The sequence below is a fragment of the Streptomyces sp. NPDC090798 genome, assembly GCF_044768965.1.
In the GTDB taxonomy this organism is placed as follows: Bacteria; Actinomycetota; Actinomycetes; order Streptomycetales; family Streptomycetaceae; genus Streptomyces.
In genome coordinates, this window is sequence record NZ_JBIVXA010000005.1 from 110,184 (window position 1) to 126,586 (window position 16,403).

12 protein-coding genes are annotated in these 16,403 nt (G+C 71.6%); 7 read left to right on the plus strand and 5 right to left on the minus strand.

Annotated features, from left to right (window positions below; translation table 11 throughout):
* Positions 1–162: 162 nt before the first annotated feature.
* Complete coding sequence (locus tag ACIQTP_RS13045) at positions 163–1,086, minus strand: LLM class F420-dependent oxidoreductase (protein WP_402038537.1); 924 nt, start codon at positions 1,084–1,086, stop codon at positions 163–165.
* 299 nt (positions 1,087–1,385) lie between these two features.
* Here ACIQTP_RS13045 and ACIQTP_RS13050 point away from each other — a divergent pair, with 299 nt between their 5' ends.
* Together ACIQTP_RS13050 and ACIQTP_RS13055 are read left to right on the plus strand one after the other, a co-directional pair.
* Positions 1,386–2,867, plus strand: a complete 1,482-nt coding sequence (locus ACIQTP_RS13050) for a 3' terminal RNA ribose 2'-O-methyltransferase Hen1 (protein ID WP_403399264.1) — start codon at positions 1,386–1,388, stop codon at positions 2,865–2,867.
* Positions 2,864–5,413, plus strand: a complete 2,550-nt coding sequence (locus ACIQTP_RS13055; protein ID WP_403399266.1) for a polynucleotide kinase-phosphatase — start codon at positions 2,864–2,866, stop codon at positions 5,411–5,413. The genes ACIQTP_RS13050 and ACIQTP_RS13055 overlap by 4 nt, the downstream gene beginning before the upstream one ends.
* Positions 5,414–5,493: 80 nt before the next feature.
* On the opposite strand, the gene ACIQTP_RS13060 is transcribed toward ACIQTP_RS13055, so the two are convergent.
* Together ACIQTP_RS13060 and ACIQTP_RS13065 are read right to left on the minus strand one after the other, a co-directional pair.
* On the minus strand, positions 5,494–6,387 hold the full coding sequence (locus ACIQTP_RS13060) for a hypothetical protein (RefSeq protein WP_403399269.1): 894 nt from the start codon (positions 6,385–6,387) through the stop codon (positions 5,494–5,496).
* Entirely contained in the window at positions 6,384–7,433 is a 1,050-nt protein-coding gene (locus tag ACIQTP_RS13065; RefSeq protein WP_403399272.1) for an SPFH domain-containing protein, read from the minus strand. The genes ACIQTP_RS13060 and ACIQTP_RS13065 overlap by 4 nt, the downstream gene beginning before the upstream one ends.
* Positions 7,434–7,601: 168 nt before the next feature.
* On the opposite strand from ACIQTP_RS13065, the gene ACIQTP_RS13070 reads away from it, so the two are divergent.
* The 3 genes from ACIQTP_RS13070 (at position 7,602) to ACIQTP_RS13080 (ending at position 11,632) form a co-directional block, all read left to right on the plus strand.
* A complete protein-coding gene (locus tag ACIQTP_RS13070) occupies positions 7,602–8,831 on the plus strand; it encodes an arginine deiminase (RefSeq protein WP_402038525.1) in 1,230 nt (409 codons plus the stop codon).
* Between the two features lie 166 nt (positions 8,832–8,997).
* Positions 8,998–10,032 carry an ornithine carbamoyltransferase gene (gene argF, locus ACIQTP_RS13075; RefSeq protein ID WP_403399274.1) on the plus strand — a complete coding sequence of 345 codons (1,035 nt, stop codon included), beginning with the start codon at positions 8,998–9,000 and terminating at the stop codon, positions 10,030–10,032.
* Between the two features lie 112 nt (positions 10,033–10,144).
* Complete coding sequence (locus ACIQTP_RS13080) at positions 10,145–11,632, plus strand: amino acid permease (protein ID WP_403399276.1); 1,488 nt, start codon at positions 10,145–10,147, stop codon at positions 11,630–11,632.
* On the opposite strand, the gene ACIQTP_RS13085 is transcribed toward ACIQTP_RS13080, so the two are convergent.
* Positions 11,592–12,044 (minus strand): ATP-binding protein, encoded by a 453-nt coding sequence (locus ACIQTP_RS13085; RefSeq protein ID WP_403399278.1) that lies wholly within the window; start codon positions 12,042–12,044, stop codon positions 11,592–11,594. The two genes, ACIQTP_RS13080 and ACIQTP_RS13085, sit on opposite strands and share 41 nt — an antisense overlap.
* A 346-nt stretch (positions 12,045–12,390) precedes the next feature.
* Here ACIQTP_RS13085 and ACIQTP_RS13090 point away from each other — a divergent pair, with 346 nt between their 5' ends.
* Together ACIQTP_RS13090 and ACIQTP_RS13095 are read left to right on the plus strand one after the other, a co-directional pair.
* Positions 12,391–13,218, plus strand: coding sequence for an enoyl-CoA hydratase family protein (locus ACIQTP_RS13090; protein WP_403399280.1), 828 nt, complete (start codon positions 12,391–12,393; stop codon positions 13,216–13,218).
* Complete coding sequence (locus ACIQTP_RS13095; protein WP_403399282.1) at positions 13,203–15,512, plus strand: bifunctional salicylyl-CoA 5-hydroxylase/oxidoreductase; 2,310 nt, start codon at positions 13,203–13,205, stop codon at positions 15,510–15,512. The genes ACIQTP_RS13090 and ACIQTP_RS13095 overlap by 16 nt, the downstream gene beginning before the upstream one ends.
* A gap of 54 nt (positions 15,513–15,566) precedes the next feature.
* Here the strand turns inward: ACIQTP_RS13095 and ACIQTP_RS13100 are convergent, their stop codons facing one another.
* Positions 15,567–16,388 (minus strand): PaaX family transcriptional regulator C-terminal domain-containing protein, encoded by an 822-nt coding sequence (locus ACIQTP_RS13100; protein WP_403399284.1) that lies wholly within the window; start codon positions 16,386–16,388, stop codon positions 15,567–15,569.
* Positions 16,389–16,403: the final 15 nt, after the last annotated feature.

The window sequence follows — 16,403 nt, forward strand, 5'->3', positions numbered from 1 at the left end:
ACGGGGGCCTTCTCTCGCCCCCGCCGCCCCCACCCCGTCCCATCCTCCTGGGGCTCCGCCCCAGACCCCGCGGGTGTGGTGGTTGCCCGCGGGTGGGTGGGGGCTGGTCGCGCAGATCCCCGCGCCCCCCAGGTGGGGATGGGACGCCCGAGGAACGCGATCTCAGCCGAGCTGCGGCATGACCTCCGCGGCGATCAACTCCAGGTGGTCCAGGTCATCGAGGTCCAGCATCTGCACGTACATGCGCTGCGACCCGACGGCCTGATACTGGGCGATCCTCTCGACGACCTCCGCCGGAGAGCCCGCGAGCCCGTTCGCCTTGAGCTCGTCGACGTCCCGCCCGATGGCGTCCGCGCGCCGCTTCACCTCGCTGTCGTTCCTGCCGACACAGGCGACGAGCGCGTTCGAGTACACAAGGTCGTCACCCTTGCGCCCGGCCCGCTCGGCCGCCGCCCGCACCCGCTGGAACTGCTGCTCCGTGTCCGCGAGGGAGGCGAAGGGAATGTTGAACTCGTCGGCGTACCGCGCCGTCAGCTCGGGCGTCCGCTTGGCACCGTGGCCGCCGATCAGGACCGGCACCTTCGACTGCGCGGGCTTGGGAAGCGCGGGGGAGTCCTTGAGCTGGTAGTACTTCCCCTCGTAATGGAACCGTTCACCGACGGGCGTCTCCCACAGGCCCGTGACGATGGCGAGTTGTTCCTCGAGCCGCCCGAACTTCTCCTTGGGGAACGGAATCCCGTACGCCTCGTGCTCGGCCTCGTACCAGCCGGAGCCCAGACCGAGTTCCACCCGCCCGCCCGACATCTGGTCGACCTGCGCGACCTGGATGGCCAGGACGCCGGGCAGGCGGAAGGTACCGGCCGTCATGAGCGTGCCGAGGCGGATCCGGCTCGTCTCGCGGGCGAGGCCGGCCAGTGTGATCCAGGCGTCGGTGGGCCCGGGCAGCCCGTCGACGGATCCCATGTGCAGGTAGTGGTCAGAACGGAAGAAGGCTCCGTAGTTGAGGTCTTCGGCGGCCTTGGCGACGCGGAGCAGCGTCTCGTAGGTCGCTCCCTGCTGCGGTTCTGTGAAGACTCGAAGATCCATGCATCCATCATGCACCGGTCACATCGGCCGACCCAGCCGGAACCGCTGTCCACCCGGAAACCACGGCCCCATCTGGCACAGGCCGCTCTCCCGGCCGCGCAGGACCTGGCCCCTTCGCGAGGACCGGTGAGGAAAAATTTCCGGGCCTGCCAGGGGCGTTCGCTATACGTTGGGGGCGGGCGCGCCGACGACAGGCCGGGAGTAGTGATCCCCGGCGCGCTCTCCCCCCGCTGTGGTTCACCGGCGCTCGGCGCATGTGAGGTATGCACAGCTCAGAAGATGTTTCGAGGCAGATTTCAGTGTTCCTGACGATCAGTACCACCGGTACCCCAGAGCGCCCCGCCACCGACCTCGGCTTCTTGCTGCACAAGCATCCCGACAACGCGCAGGTGTTCTCGACCTCCTACGGCACGGCGCACGTCCTCTACCCCGAGGCGTCCGTCGAGCGGTGCACGGCCGCGCTGTTGCTGGAGGTCGACGCGGTGGCGCTGGTCCGGCGCGGCAAGGGCAAGGGCAAGGGCCGCGGCGGCGCACCCGACGCCGCGCTCGCGCAGTACGTCAACGACCGCCCTTACGCCGCCTCGTCCCTGCTCGCCGTGGCGCTGAGCGCGGTGTTCTCCAGCGCGATGAAGGGCCGGTGCGCGGCGAAGCCGGACCTGCCCGCGCGCCCGCTGCCGCTCCGGATCGAGGTGCCCGCGCTTCCCGCCAGGGGCGGCGCCGACCTCGTACGCAAGCTGTTCGAGCCGCTCGGGTGGACGGTGACGGCCGAGGCCGTGGCGCTGGACGCGAAGTTCCCCGAGTGGGGCGACTCCCGCTACGTACGCCTGGAACTGGAGGCGTCGGGCCTGACGCTCGCCGAAGCCCTGCGCCACCTCTACGTGCTGCTTCCGGTGCTCGACGACGCCAAGCACTACTGGGTGTCGTCCGACGAGGTCGACAAGCTGCTGCGGGCGGGCGAGGGCTGGCTGCCGGACCACCCCGAGCAGCGGCTGATCGCCGACCGGTACCTCTCGCGCCGCTGGTCGCTGACGCGGGAGGCGATGGAGCGGCTGGAGCTCGTACGGCTCGCGGAGGCCGACGACACCGAGGTCGAGGAGATCGACAACGCGGTCGACGAGGAGGCGGACACGGAGGAGAAGCCGATCCCGCTCGCCGTCCAGCGCCGGGACGCCATCCTCGCCGCGCTGCACGCGTCCGGCGCCGCCCGCGTGCTCGACCTCGGGTGCGGGCAGGGACAGCTGGTGCAGGCGCTGCTCAAGGACGTGCGGTTCACCGAGATCGTCGGTGTCGATGTGTCGATACGCGCGCTCACCATCGCCTCACGGCGGCTCAAGCTGGACCGGATGGGCGAGCGGCAGGCCGCGCGCGTGCGGCTCTTCCAGGGTTCGCTCGCGTACACCGACAACCGCCTCAAGGGGTACGACGCCGCCGTGCTCAGCGAGGTCGTCGAGCACCTCGACCTGCCCCGGCTGCCCGCCCTGGAGTACGCCGTCTTCGGTTCGGCCCGGCCGCGTACGGTCCTGGTGACGACGCCGAACGTCGAGTACAACGTCCGCTGGGAGAGCCTCCCGGCCGGACACTCCCGCCATGGCGACCACCGGTTCGAGTGGACCCGGGCGGAGTTTTGGACCTGGGCCCACCAGGTGGCCGGGCGGCACGGATACGAGGTCGAGTTCACGCCCGTCGGCCCCGACGACCCGGAGGTCGGTCCGCCGACCCAGATGGCCGTCTTCACCCTCGCCACCGCCCCGACCACCACGAAGGAGGAGAAGGCCGCATGACCGGCGACGACACCAACCAGGGGCGCACCCTGCCCGTCACCGACCTCTCCCTCGTCGTCCTGATCGGCGCGTCCGGCTCCGGCAAGTCCACCTTCGCCCGCCGGCACTTCAGGCCGACCGAGGTCATCTCCAGCGACTTCTGCCGCGGCCTGGTCGCCGACGACGAGAACGACCAGAGCGCCAGCGGCGACGCCTTCGACGTCCTCCACTACATCGCGGGCAAGCGGCTCGCGGCCGGCCGGCGCACCGTCGTGGACGCCACGAACGTCCAGCAGGAGAGCCGCCGCCAGCTGATCGAACTCGCCAAGAAGCACGATGTGCTGCCCATCGCGATCGTGCTCGACGTGCCGGAGGAGGTATGCGCCGAACGCAACGCCTCCCGCACCGACCGTGCCGACATGCCGCGCCGCGTCATCCAGCGTCACACCCGTGAACTCCGCCGTTCGCTACGGCACTTGGAGCGTGAGGGATTCCGCAAGGTGCACGTCCTGCGGGGCGTGGCGGAGATCGAGAGCGCCGAGGTGCGGACGGAGAAGCGGTTCAACGACCTGACCCACCTCACCGGCCCCTTCGACATCATCGGCGACATCCACGGCTGTGCCTCGGAGTTGGAGACCCTGCTCGGCAAGCTCGGTTACGTCGACGGCGCGCACCCGCAGGGCCGTACGGCCGTCTTCGTCGGCGACCTCGTCGACCGCGGCCCGGACACGCCCGGAGTTCTGCGTCGCGTGATGTCCATGGTCGCGGCCGGCGACGCGCTGTGCGTGCCGGGCAACCACGAGAACAAGTTCGGCCGTTATCTCAAGGGCCGCAAGGTCCAGCACTCCCACGGGCTGGCCGAGACCATCGAGCAGATGGACGGCGAGAGCGGGGAGTTCCGCGCGCTGGTGCGGGAGTTCGTCGACGGGCTGGTCAGCCACTACGTCCTGGACGGCGGGCGGCTCGTCGTCTGCCACGCCGGACTGCCCGAGAAGTACCACGGCCGCACGTCGGGCCGGGTGCGCTCGCACGCGCTGTACGGCGACACGACCGGGGAGACGGACGAGTTCGGGCTGCCGGTGCGCTATCCGTGGGCGGAGGACTACCGGGGCCGGGCGGCCGTCGTCTACGGTCACACCCCGGTCCCCACGGCCACCTGGCTGAACAACACCATCTGCCTCGACACCGGTGCCGTGTTCGGCGGCAAGCTCACCGCGTTGCGCTGGCCGGAGCGCGAGCTCGTCGACGTACCGGCCGAACGGGTCTGGTACGAGCCGGCGAGGCCGCTGGCCTCCGAGGCACCCGGCGGACACGAGGGGCGGCCGCTCGACCTCGCCGACGTGCACGGACGGCGGGTCGTCGAGACGCGGTACGCCGGGCGGGTGTCGGTGCGTGAGGAGAACGCGGCGGCGGCCCTCGAGGTCATGAGCCGGTTCGCGGTCGACCCGCGCCTGCTGCCCTACCTCCCGCCGACGATGGCTCCCACGGCGACCTCCCAGGTGGAGGGCTACCTCGAACACCCCGCCGAGGCCTTCGCCCAGTACAAGGAGGACGGCGTCGCCCGCGTCGTGTGCGAGGAGAAGCACATGGGGTCGCGGGCGGTGGCGCTGGTCTGCCGGGACGCGGGGGTGGCGCGGGAGCGGTTCGGCGTCGCGGAGGGGCCCACGGGGGCGCTGTACACCCGTACCGGCCGGCCCTTCTTCGACGACTCCGCCGTCACCGAGGAGATCCTCGGGCGACTGCGGGAAGCCGTGACAGCGGCCGGTCTGTGGGAGGAACTGCGCACGGACTGGCTGCTGCTCGACGCCGAGTTGATGCCGTGGTCGCTCAAGGCGTCCGGGTTGCTGCGCAGCCAGTACGCGGCGGTCGGTGCCGCGGCCGGGGCAGCGTTCCCGGGGGCGCTGGCCGCGCTCGAAGGGGCCGCGGAGCGTGGGGTCGACGTCCGGGAGCTGCTCGGCAAGCAGCGGGAGCGGGCCGCCGACGCGGCGGCGTTCACCGAGGCGTACCGGAGGTACTGCTGGCCGACGGACGGGCTGGAGGGGGTGCGGCTCGCTCCCTTCCAGATCCTCGCCGTCCAGGGCCGCGCTCTCGCCGCGTTGCCGCACGACGAGCAGCTCGCGCTCATCGACCGGCTGGTCGAGCACGACGGGAGTGGGTTGCTGCAGACGACTCGGCGGTTGTTCGTGGACACCGGGGACGCGGAGTCCGTGCGGGGCGGGGTGGACTGGTGGCTGGAGATGACCGGGCGTGGGGGTGAGGGCATGGTCGTCAAGCCGGTCGGGGCGGTGGTGCAGGGCGGACAGGGACGTCTTGTCCAGCCCGGCGTCAAGTGCCGGGGCCGGGAGTATCTGCGGATCATCTACGGTCCGGAGTACACGCGTCCTGAGAACCTCGCCCGGCTGCGGGGGCGGTTCCTGAACCACAAGCGGTCGCTTGCGCTTCGGGAGTACGCGCTGGGGCTGGAGGCGTTGGATCGGCTGGCGGAGGGGGAGCCGTTGTGGCGGGTGCATGAGGCTGTGTTCGGGGTGTTGGCGCTGGAGTCGGAGCCGGTGGACCCACGTCTGTAGCCGTTCTTCGGCTGCGGGGCGGTGGGGGCTGGGCGCGCAGTTCCCCGCGCCCCTAAAAGCATGGAGTCGTCCGGCGTTTGTCAGCTCACCAGGCGCAACCTCACCCCCGCCACCCCCACCCGTACCGTCTGCCCCCATACCAACTCCACCGCATCGGCCTCCATGCCGTCCCCGAACGCGATGAGGCGGTCGGACTCGACGGTGAGGGAGAGGCGGGCGGAGGCGGTGAGGGTGCCGGAGACGAGGGACGTGCCGGTGGCCGGCGACGGCCAGGCCTCGCGGACGAACCAGAGAAGGCGTTCCTCCGCGGGCCCTGGCAGCGGCAGCTCACCGCCCCGCTCCTGCCACACCGAGCGGAGCCAGCCGCTGGCGCCCGTCCCGGTGCCGACCAGGACCCCGGAGGAGGCCTGGGGCTCGACGGCACCCCCGTACTCGTCGAGCCCCAGCCGATAGCGGGCCGTCTGATGGCTCGCGGTTCCGAGATAGATCTCATTGAGGGCGAGGAGCCGCTGCGTGTCGTCCGCGACCGCCTCGACCATGGTCAGCTCGTCGGCCCGGCCCCCGCGCGCCGCGGCGAGCAGCGCGCCCGCGTCGCGCGGCCGGTGCCGCACGAGCACCCCCGGGTTCCGCCCGGGGTCGGTGTCGATCCCCACCACCGGCTGTCCGGACAGGTACTTGGCCACGTTCGCCACCAGGCCGTCCTGCCCGACCACGACCACCACGTCCTCCGGGGCGAAGAGAAAACGGTCCAGGTCGCCCCGCTCGACGCGCGCTTGACGCCAGGTCAGCGGCACCGCCGACACCACCTCCGTCAGCGCCTCCCGCGCCCTCCGGTGCCGCTGTGCCACCTCCTCGATGTCCCGCCCCCGGGAGGAGAGGAAGAACGCCGCCTGCCCGTGCGTCCCGTGCCGGGCCACCAACTCCTCGTACTCCGTGGTGCGATGGACGAGGACGACCCGGGGCGCGAGACTCACAGCTTCGGCCCCCCGGCGGCCCCGTTGCCCAGCCGCGCGAGCAGGCCCGTCAGGACGTCCGGCGACACCGTGACACTGTCGATACGGGGCAGGTTCTCCGCGAGCCGCGTGCCCGTCAGGGCGTGCAGCGTGGCGACGTCCACGTCCCCGTGGACCCTCAGCCAGGCGGCCTGCGCCGCGGCGCGCGCCTCGCCGACCTCCCGCGCGGCCGTGGCCTCGGCCTTGGCGAGCTGTACCGTCCGGATGCCCTCCGCCTCCGCGAGCCGCACGGTCCGCGCCGCCTCCGCCCCGGCCCGCACCGCGTCCGCCGCCGCGTGCTCCTCCGCCTCGCGCCGCGCGTTGGTGCCGCGCTGGTCGACCAACTGCTCCTCGCGCCGGGCGAGTTCGATCTGGCTGGCGAGCTCGTTCTCGGCGATCGCCCGCTCCCGCTCGACGGCGACGGCCCGGCGTTCGTACGTCGCCTTGTCCGCCTCCTGCTGGATCTGCTCGCGGGCGGGAGTGCGCAGGGCCCGCTCCACCTCGGGTTCCGGGCGCAGCGCGACGACCCGTACGGCCACCACCTCGATCCCCGTCGCGGGCAGCCGGGGTTCGGCGGCGAGCCCGCCCGCGATCCGCTCCCGTACCGACGCGACGCCGTCCACCAGGGCCGCCGCCAGCGGCGTACGGGCCAGTACGTCCAGCGCGTGCTGCTGGGCTGTCTCGGTCAGCAGCGAACCCAGCTGTTCGAGGGGCGCGCCGCGCCAGGAGCCGGTGTCGGGGTCGATGGAGAAGTCGAGCCGCGCGGCCGCGACCCCGGGATCGACGATCCGGTAGGTGACGGTCGCCTGCACCGCGACGTCCTGGAAGTCGGACGTGCGGGCGTGGAAGGTCATCGCCAACTCGCGGTCGTCGACCGGGACTTCGGAGAGCGTGGCGGTCAGGGAGCGGTACCAGAAGCTGAGCCCGGGGCCGTCGTGCACCAGCCGGCCCGACCGGTGGTGCCGGACATGGGCGGTCGGCGCCCCGCGCAGATGGCGCCAGCCGAGACGCCGGGTGATGTCGGCCATGGGTACCCCCCTCGTCGCCGGGCGATCCCGGCGACCCGCTGTGATGCGCTTTTGTCGTCGTAGTGACGATAACGAAGAGGGGCCCTTATCGTCAAGGGGACGAAATCAACTCGCCCGTCTCCCGTCGATCCGCGGGTGAACAGGCGTCCGGATGGTCAGGATGGAGGCATGGGATTCCACGTCGACTCCGAGGCCGGGCGGCTGCGCCGCGTCATCCTGCACAGACCCGACCTCGAGCTCAAGAGGCTCACCCCCAGCAACAAGGACGCGCTGCTCTTCGACGATGTGCTGTGGGTGCGCCGGGCCCGGGCGGAGCACGACGGGTTCGCGGACGTGTTGCGCGACCGCGGGGTCACCGTCCATCTCTTCGGCGACCTGCTCACCGAGGCCCTGGAGATCCCGGCGGCCAGATCGCTCGTCCTGGACCGGGTCTTCGACGAGAAGGAGTACGGGCCGCTCGCCACCGACCACCTCCGGGCGGCCTTCGAGACCCTGCCCGCTCCGGAACTGGCGGCCGCGCTGGTCGGCGGGATGACCAAGCGGGAGTTCCTGGACGCGCACCTGGAGCCGACCTCCGTGCGCTTCCACGTCATGGACCTCGACGACTTCCTCCTCGGCCCGCTCCCCAATCACCTCTTCACCCGGGACACCTCCGCCTGGATCTACGACGGGGTCTCCATCAACGCCATGCGCTGGCCCGCGCGGCAGCGGGAGACCGTGCACTTCGAGGCGATCTACCGGCATCATCCGCTCTTCCGGGACGAGGGCTTCAACCTCTGGTCGGAGGGGCAGGCGGACTATCCGTCCACCATCGAGGGCGGGGACGTGCTCGTCATCGGCAACGGCGCGGTGCTCATCGGCATGAGTGAGCGGACGACGCCGCAGGCCGTCGAGATGCTCGCGCACAAGCTGTTCGCCGCCGGGTCGGCCCGTACGATCGTGGCGCTCGACATGCCCAAGCGGCGGGCCCTCATGCACCTCGACACCGTGATGACGATGGTCGACGGTGACACCTTCACCCAGTACGCGGGGCTCGGCATGCTCCGCTCGTACACCATCGAACCGGGCTCGGAGGACAAGGAGCTGAAGGTCACCGACCATCCGCCGGAGCACATGCACCGGGCGATCGCGGCGGCGCTGGGGTTGAGCGAGATCCGGGTGCTGACCGCGACGCAGGATGTGCATGCGGCGGAGCGGGAGCAGTGGGACGACGGGTGCAATGTCCTCGCGGTGGAGCCTGGGGTCGTCGTCGCTTACGAGCGGAACGTGACCACCAACACGCATCTGCGCAAGCAGGGGATTGAGGTGATCGAGATTCCGGGGAGTGAGCTGGGGCGGGGGCGGGGTGGGCCTCGGTGCATGAGCTGTCCGGTGGAGAGGGACGGGGTGGGGGTTTGATGCCGGGTGCGGGGTGGTGTGTGGCTGGGCGCGCAGTTCCCCACGCCCCTGAAGGGGCGCCGATCGCAAGGGCGCCCAAGAAGTCACGTATAGAAATGTCGGCGATCGTATAGACTTGCATTCGTTCCCTTGTTCGCCCCCGTCCCCGTACCTCTGGAGCGCCCCCATGGCGACAGTCCCGACCGCCCTCGCCGGACGCCACTTCCTCAAGGAGCTGGACTTCACCGAGGAGGAGTTCCGCGGTCTGGTCGAGCTGGCCGCCGAGCTCAAGGCGGCCAAGAAGGCCGGGGCCGAGACGCAGTACCTGCGGGGCAGGAACATCGCGCTGATCTTCGAGAAGACCTCGACCCGCACGCGCTGCGCGTTCGAGGTCGCCGCCGCGGACCAGGGCGCGTCGACGACGTATCTGGACCCGTCCGGTTCGCAGATGGGCCACAAGGAGTCCGTGAAGGACACCGCGCGTGTGCTCGGCCGGATGTTCGACGCGATCGAGTACCGGGGTGACAGCCAGGCCTCCGTCGAGGAGCTGGCCGCGTACGCCGGAGTGCCCGTCTACAACGGCCTGACCGACGACTGGCACCCCACCCAGATGCTCGCCGACGTGCTCACCATGACCGAGCACTGCGACAAGCCGCTCGGTGAGATCGCCTTCGCCTACCTGGGTGACGCCCGTTTCAACATGGGCAACTCCTACCTGGTCACCGGCGCGCTCCTCGGCATGGACGTCCGGATCGTCGCCCCACAGGCCTACTGGCCCGCCGAGGAGATCGTCGCCGGGGCCCGCAAGCTGGCCGAGGGCAACGGCGGGCGCATCACCCTCACCGAGCACCTCGGCGAGGGCGTCCAGGGCGCAGACTTCGTCGCCACCGACGTCTGGGTCTCGATGGGCGAGCCCAAGGAGGTGTGGGACGAGCGCATCACCGCGCTGTCCCCGTACGCCGTGACCATGGACGTGCTGCGCGCCACCGGCAACCCGGACGTGAAGTTCCTGCACTGCCTGCCGGCCTTCCACGACCTGGGCACCAAGGTCGGCCGGGAGATCCACGAGACCCACGGCCTCGACTCGCTGGAGGTCACCGACGAGGTGTTCGAGTCGGCGCACTCGGTCGTCTTCGACGAGGCCGAGAACCGGCTGCACACCATCAAGGCGATCATGGTCGCCACGCTGGGCCGACCGGGAATCCCCGAGGTCCTGGCCTGACGGACGTCTCCGCAGGCCTTATCCTGACCGGCGGTCCGGAGCCACCCCGTCCGTGACCGCCGCGCGACCGACCCCGTCGCACCCCGCACCACCGGAAATGAGCACCACCCGCATGTCCGCTCCACGCATCAAGTCCCCCCAGCTGCTGATGGCCGAATCAGGCGCCGACCGTGAAGGTCACGGCCTCAAGCGGACCATGGGCCTCTTCCAGCTCATCTGCTTCGGCGTCGGCGCGATCGTCGGCACCGGGATCTTCGTCGGACTCTCCGACTCGGTCGCGCAGGCCGGACCCGCCGTGGTCGTGTCGTTCATCCTCGCGGCGGTCACCTGCGTCTTCACCGCGTTCTCCTTCGCCGAGCTCGGCGGCGCGATCCCGGTCTCCGGGTCCTCGTACTCCTTCGCCTACGCGGGACTGGGCGAGGGTACGGCCTTCCTCGTCGGCTGGTGCCTGCTCCTGGAGTACGGCGTCTCCGTGTCGGCCGTGGCGGTCGGCTGGAGCCAGTACGTCAACGAACTGCTGCACAGCCTCACGGGCGTGCAGCTGCCCGCCGCGCTCTCGGCCGGCCCGTCCGACGGCGGGATCGTCAACCTTCCCGCGATCATCGTGATCGCGCTGGCCTCGGTCCTGCTGATCCGCGGGGTGCGCGAGAGCGCCCGGGCGACCGCGGCCATGGCCGTGCTGAAGCTCGTCGTGCTCGTCGCCTTCTGCGCGATCGGGTTCAGCGCCTTCAAGCACGGCAACCTCACGCCGTTCTCCCCGGCCGGGCTCGGCGGCATCGGCGCGGGCACCACGGCGGCCTTCTTCTCGTACATCGGCTTCGACGCGATCACCACGGCCGGCGAGGAGGCCAAGGACCCCCGCCGCAACATCCCGATCGCCATTCTGGTCTGCATCGGTCTGGTCACCCTGCTGTACTGCGCGGTGGCCCTCGCGGCGATCGGTGCCGTCGGCGGCGACGCGGTCGCCGGGCGGCCCGCGGCGCTGTCCTACGTCGTCAACGTGGTCACCGGCTCCACGGTCGGCGCCGGGGTCGTCGCGTTCGGAGCGGTCGTCGCCATCGCCTCGGTCGTGCTCGCGGTGATGTACGGACAGACCCGCATCCTCATGTCCATGTCCCGCGACGGGCTCGTGCCGCGCGTCTTCGAGAAGATCTCGCCGAGGACCTCGACACCGGTCGCGGGAACCCTGATCGTCGCGATCGTCTTCGCCGTCCCGGCGGCCTTCGCCCCGCTCGACGCCGTCGTCAACCTGACGACGATCGGCACGCTCGCCACCATGGCCGCCGTCAATGTCGCGGTGATCGCGCTGCGGCGCCGGGAACCGGGTCTCGCCAGGACGTTCCGGGTGCCGCTCTACCCCGTGGTGCCGCTGCTCGGCATCGGCTTCTGTCTGTATCTGATGTACGAGACGGGCTGGACGACCTGGATCCAGTTCGTGTGCTTCCTGGCGGCCGGCTTCCTCGTGTACGTGCTCTACGGGCGCCGCAACTCCCGGCTGGCCGCAGCCGCAGCCGCAGCCGCAGCCGCAGCGGCAGCCGGGGTCGTTCCCGGCGCCGGGGTCACGCCGGACGCCGCTGAGCGGGCACCACAGGCAGTCTGAACCAGACCGCCTTGCCGGAGCCGGCGGGGCGGTGACCGCAGGAGGAGCTGAGGGTGCGGATCAGGAGGAGGCCGCGCCCGTGCTCCTGCCAGGGGTCGGGCTCACCGGGCGGCTCCGGGACCGTGAGGTTGTCGGGCGGCGCGGGGTCCGGGTCGTGCACCTCGACCTGACAGCCGGTCGGCATCAGCTCCACGACCAGCTCTATGGGGCCGTCGCCCGCGGTGTGCTCCACGGCGTTGGCGACCAGTTCCGCGGTGAGCAGTTCCGCGGTGTCGCTGTCGGCCGCGTGCTTCAGCTCGGCCAGCGCGGTGCGGACCAGGGCACGGGCGACCGGCACGGCCGCGGAGGTGTGCGGCAGCGCGATGCGCCAGGAGGCGGGGGCGGGGGTGTCGTGCAAGGTGGGTCCGTTCATGGAGCAGGCTGTCCTGCTTTCAACGTGAGGAATGGTACGGCGCGACCGGACAGAGGCGTCCGGCGGGCACTTTTCCAGGACATTCGGTGGGCGCCCTCCCAGGGCGTTCGGCTCGGCATGAGGCTGCGTACCCAGCTCAACTCCCCGCCTCCCGCGAGGTGCGCCTGTCGTTACGGGGCTATCGAGAACCCGTGACCCGGTGACGGGAAACGGTCACTTCACGACCGGGTTATTGCGTGGTCGTGACGACAGTCACAGACTGGTGATAACTTCGTGGAGTAACGACGACCGCTGTCCAGCGCCCTGGGGCGCGGACCGCCGCCCCCGTCCGAGGAGGCCGCCCGTCATGAGTCCCTTCACCGGCTCCGCCGCCCGCACCTCCGACTGGCAGCATCTGAGGTGCGAGGTCGCCGACGGAGTCGCCACGGTCACCCTGGCCCGCCCCGAGAAACTCAACGCCCTCACCTTCGGCGCCTACGCCGACCTGCGTGATCTGCTCGCCGAGCTCTCCCGTGAGCGGGCGGTACGGGCGCTGGTGCTGGCGGGGGAGGGACGCGGCTTCTGCTCCGGCGGCGACGTCGACGAGATCATCGGCGCGACCCTGTCCATGGACACCGCCCAGCTCCTGGACTTCAACCGGATGACCGGACAGGTCGTGCGGGCCGTACGGGAGTGCCCGTTCCCGGTGATCGCGGCGGTGCACGGGGTCGCGGCGGGCGCCGGAGCCGTCCTTGCCCTGGCCGCCGACTTCCGGGTGGCCGACCCGAGCGCCCGGTTCGCCTTCCTCTTCACCCGCGTCGGACTGTCCGGCGGCGACATGGGCGCCGCCTATCTGCTGCCCAGGGTCGTCGGGCTCGGCCACGCGACCCGGCTGCTGATGCTCGGCGAACCGGTGCGCGCGCCCGAGGCCGAGCGGATCGGCCTGATCAGCGAGCTGGCCGACGAGGGCAGCGCGGACGAGGCCGCCCAGCGGCTGGCCCGCCGCCTGGCCGAGGGCCCGGCCCTCGCGTACGCCCAGACCAAGGGCCTGCTCACCGCCGAACTGGACATGCCACTCGCCGCCTCCGTCGAGCTCGACGCCTCGACCCAGGCCCTCCTGATGACCGGCGAGGACTACGCCGAGTTCCATGCGGCGTTCACGGAGAAGCGCGCGCCGAAGTGGCGGGGGCGATAGCCGTGCCGGCCCGGCCGTGCGCGTCCGTGCGCGTCGCCGTCATCGGCGGCGGTCCCGGCGGGCTGTACGCCGCCGCGCTTCTCAAGCGCCTCGATCCGGACCGCGAGGTCACCGTCTGGGAGCGCAACGCCCCCGACGACACCTTCGGCTTCGGTGTCGTGCTCTCCGACGAGACGCTCGGCGGGATCGAGCACGCCGACCCGGTCGTGTACGCGGCGCTCCAGGACGAGTTCGTGCGCTGGGACGACATCGACGTCGTGCACCGGGGCGTGCGCAACACCTCCGGAGGCCACGGCTTCGCGGCGCTCGGCCGGCGCCGGCTCCTGGAGATCCTGCACGAGCGCTGCCGCTCGCTCGGCGTCGAGCTGCGCTTCCGGGCCGAGGCCCCGCCGGTCGCCGAACTGATGGCGGCGTACGACCTGGTCGTCGCCGCCGACGGGGTGCACAGCCCGACCCGGGCGGCGTACGCGGAGGTGTTCGGACCGTCGGTCGAGGAGCACCGGTGCCGCTACATCTGGCTCGCGGCCGACTTCGCCTTCGACTCCTTCCGCTTCGAGATCGCCGAGACCGAGCACGGCGTGATGCAGCTGCACGGCTATCCCTACGCGGCCGACGCCTCCACCGTCATCGTCGAGATGCGCGAAGAGGTGTGGCGGGCGGCCGGTTTCGCGGACCTCGACGAACAGGAGTCCGTCGAGGCCTGCGGCAAGATCTTCACCGACGCGCTCGGCGGGCGGCAGCTGCGGTCCAACAAGTCGACGTGGACCACCTTCCGTACGGTGGTCAACGAACGCTGGTCGCACGGCAACCTGGTCCTCCTCGGCGACGCCGCGCACACCGCCCACTTCTCCATCGGCTCCGGCACCAAGCTCGCCGTCGAGGACGCGCTCGCGCTGGCCGCCTGCCTGGAGGAGCGGCCCACCCTCGACGAGGCGCTCGCCGCGTACGAGGAGGAGCGGCGCCCCGTCGTCGCGTCCACCCAGCGGGCCGCGCGGGCCAGCCTGGAGTGGTTCGAGAACCTGGGGCTGTATCTCCACCAGCCCGCCCGCCAGTTCGCCTTCAACCTCCTCACCCGCAGCCGCCGCGTCACGCACGACAACCTGCGGCTGCGCGACGCGCACTTCACGGCGGCGGTCGAGCGCGAGTTCGGCTGCCCGCCCGGCACACCGCCGATGTTCACCCCGTTCCGGCTGCGCGGTCTGACCCTGCGCAACCGGGTCGTGGTCTCACCGATGGACATGTACTCGGCCGTGGACGGCGTCCCCGGCGACTTCCATCTCGTCCACCTGGGCGCACGGGCGCTGGGCGGCGCGGGCCTGGTGATGACCGAGATGGTGTGCGTGAGCGCCGAGGGCCGCATCACACCCGGCTGCGCGGGCCTCTACTCCCACCGGCAGGCCGAGTCCTGGCGGCGGATCATCCGCTTCGTGCACGCCCAGGCACCCGGCACCGCGATCGGCCTCCAGCTCGGCCACTCCGGCCGCAAGGGCTCCACGAAGCTGATGTGGGAGGGCATCGACGAGCCCCTGGAGGAGGGCAACTGGCCGCTCGTGGCCGCCTCCCCGATCCCGTACGGACCGCGCAGCCAGACCCCCCGGCAGCTGTCCCGCGCCCAACTCACGGACATCCGCGAGCAGTTCGCGGCCGCCGCCTGGCGTGCCGCCCGCTGCGGCTTCGACCTCCTCGAACTGCACTGCGCCCACGGCTACCTGCTCTCCGGCTTCCTCTCACCGCTCACCAACCGGCGCACCGACGCCTACGGCGGCTCGCTGGAACGCAGACTGCGCTTCCCGCTGGAGGTCTTCGACGCCGTACGGGCCGTGTGGCCGGAGGAGCGGCCCATGACCGTCCGCATCTCCGCCACCGACTGGGCCGAGGGCGGCAACACCGGGGACGAGGGCGTGGCGATCGCCCGGGCCTTCGCGGCGCACGGCGCCGACGCGGTCGATGTGTCGACCGGGCAGGTGGTCGCCGACGAACAGCCCGAGTACGGCCGCTCGTACCAGACCCCGTTCGCCGACCGGATCCGCCACGAGACCGGCCTCCCCGTGATCGCCGTCGGCGCGATCTCCTCGTGGGACGACGTCAACTCCCTGATCCTGGCCGGGCGTACGGACCTGTGCGCACTCGCCCGCCCGCATCTCTACGACCCGCACTGGACGCTGCACGCGGCGGCCGAGCAGGGGTACGAGGGTCCGGGCGCCGCCTGGCCGGGGCCCTACCGCGCGGGCAGCCGCCGCCCGCAGACCGGACGCACCGACGCCCCCAAACCCCGCCTCTCACTGGGGTCTTGAGAGCGGCCGAAGGGCGGTCCTGTGCGTCTTGGGCTGCTTGGGCGTCCTGGGCGCTCACACGTCGGTGGGTTCGGTGAAGGTCGCCCCCGTGTCCCGCAGCCGCTCGTGCAGCGCCCGGAACACGGCGGCCGAGCGGGCGCCCGGCCAGTCCTCGGGCAGCAGCGCGGCGGGCAGCCCCGGGTCGGCGTACGGGAGGTGGCGCCAGGTGTCCAGGGCGAGCAGATAGTCGCGGTACGCCTCCTCGGGAGGGGTGTCCGCGCGCCGCCGCCAGTCGCGCAGCACGGTCGCGTGCTGGTCGAGGAAGGCCTCGTGCTGCTTGGCGATCGCCGCCAGGTCCCACCAGCGCGCGACCGCGTCCGCCGTCGCCGCGAAGCCCAGGTGTTCCCCGCGGAACAGCTCCACGTAAGGGTCGAGCCGCAGCCGCGCCAAGGTGTGCCGGGTCTCCTCGTAGAGCCGCGCGGGGGCGAGCCAGACGCCGGGGGCCGCCGTCCCGAAGCCGAGACCGGCGAGGCGTGAGCGCAGTACGTGCCGCTTCTGCCGCTCGGACTCCGGCACGGAGAAGACGGCGAGCACCCAGCCCTCGTCCTCGGGAGGCGCCGTCGCGTACACCCGCCGGTCGCCGTCCTCCAGCAGCTGACGGGCGTCCGGCGACAGCGCGTACCCCGCGCCGCCCACCGCCGTACGGGCCGGTTCGAGCAGTCCGCGGCGCTTGAGACGGGACACCGACGAGCGTACGGAGGGCGCGTCGACGCCGACCGCGGCGAGGAGCCGGATCAACTCGGCCACCGGCACGGGGCCGGACATGAAACGGCCGTACGCGCCGTAGAACGTGACGATGAGGGACCGGGGGGCGTGCTGCTCTGACACGTTGATCACTCTAGTGCGCGAAGA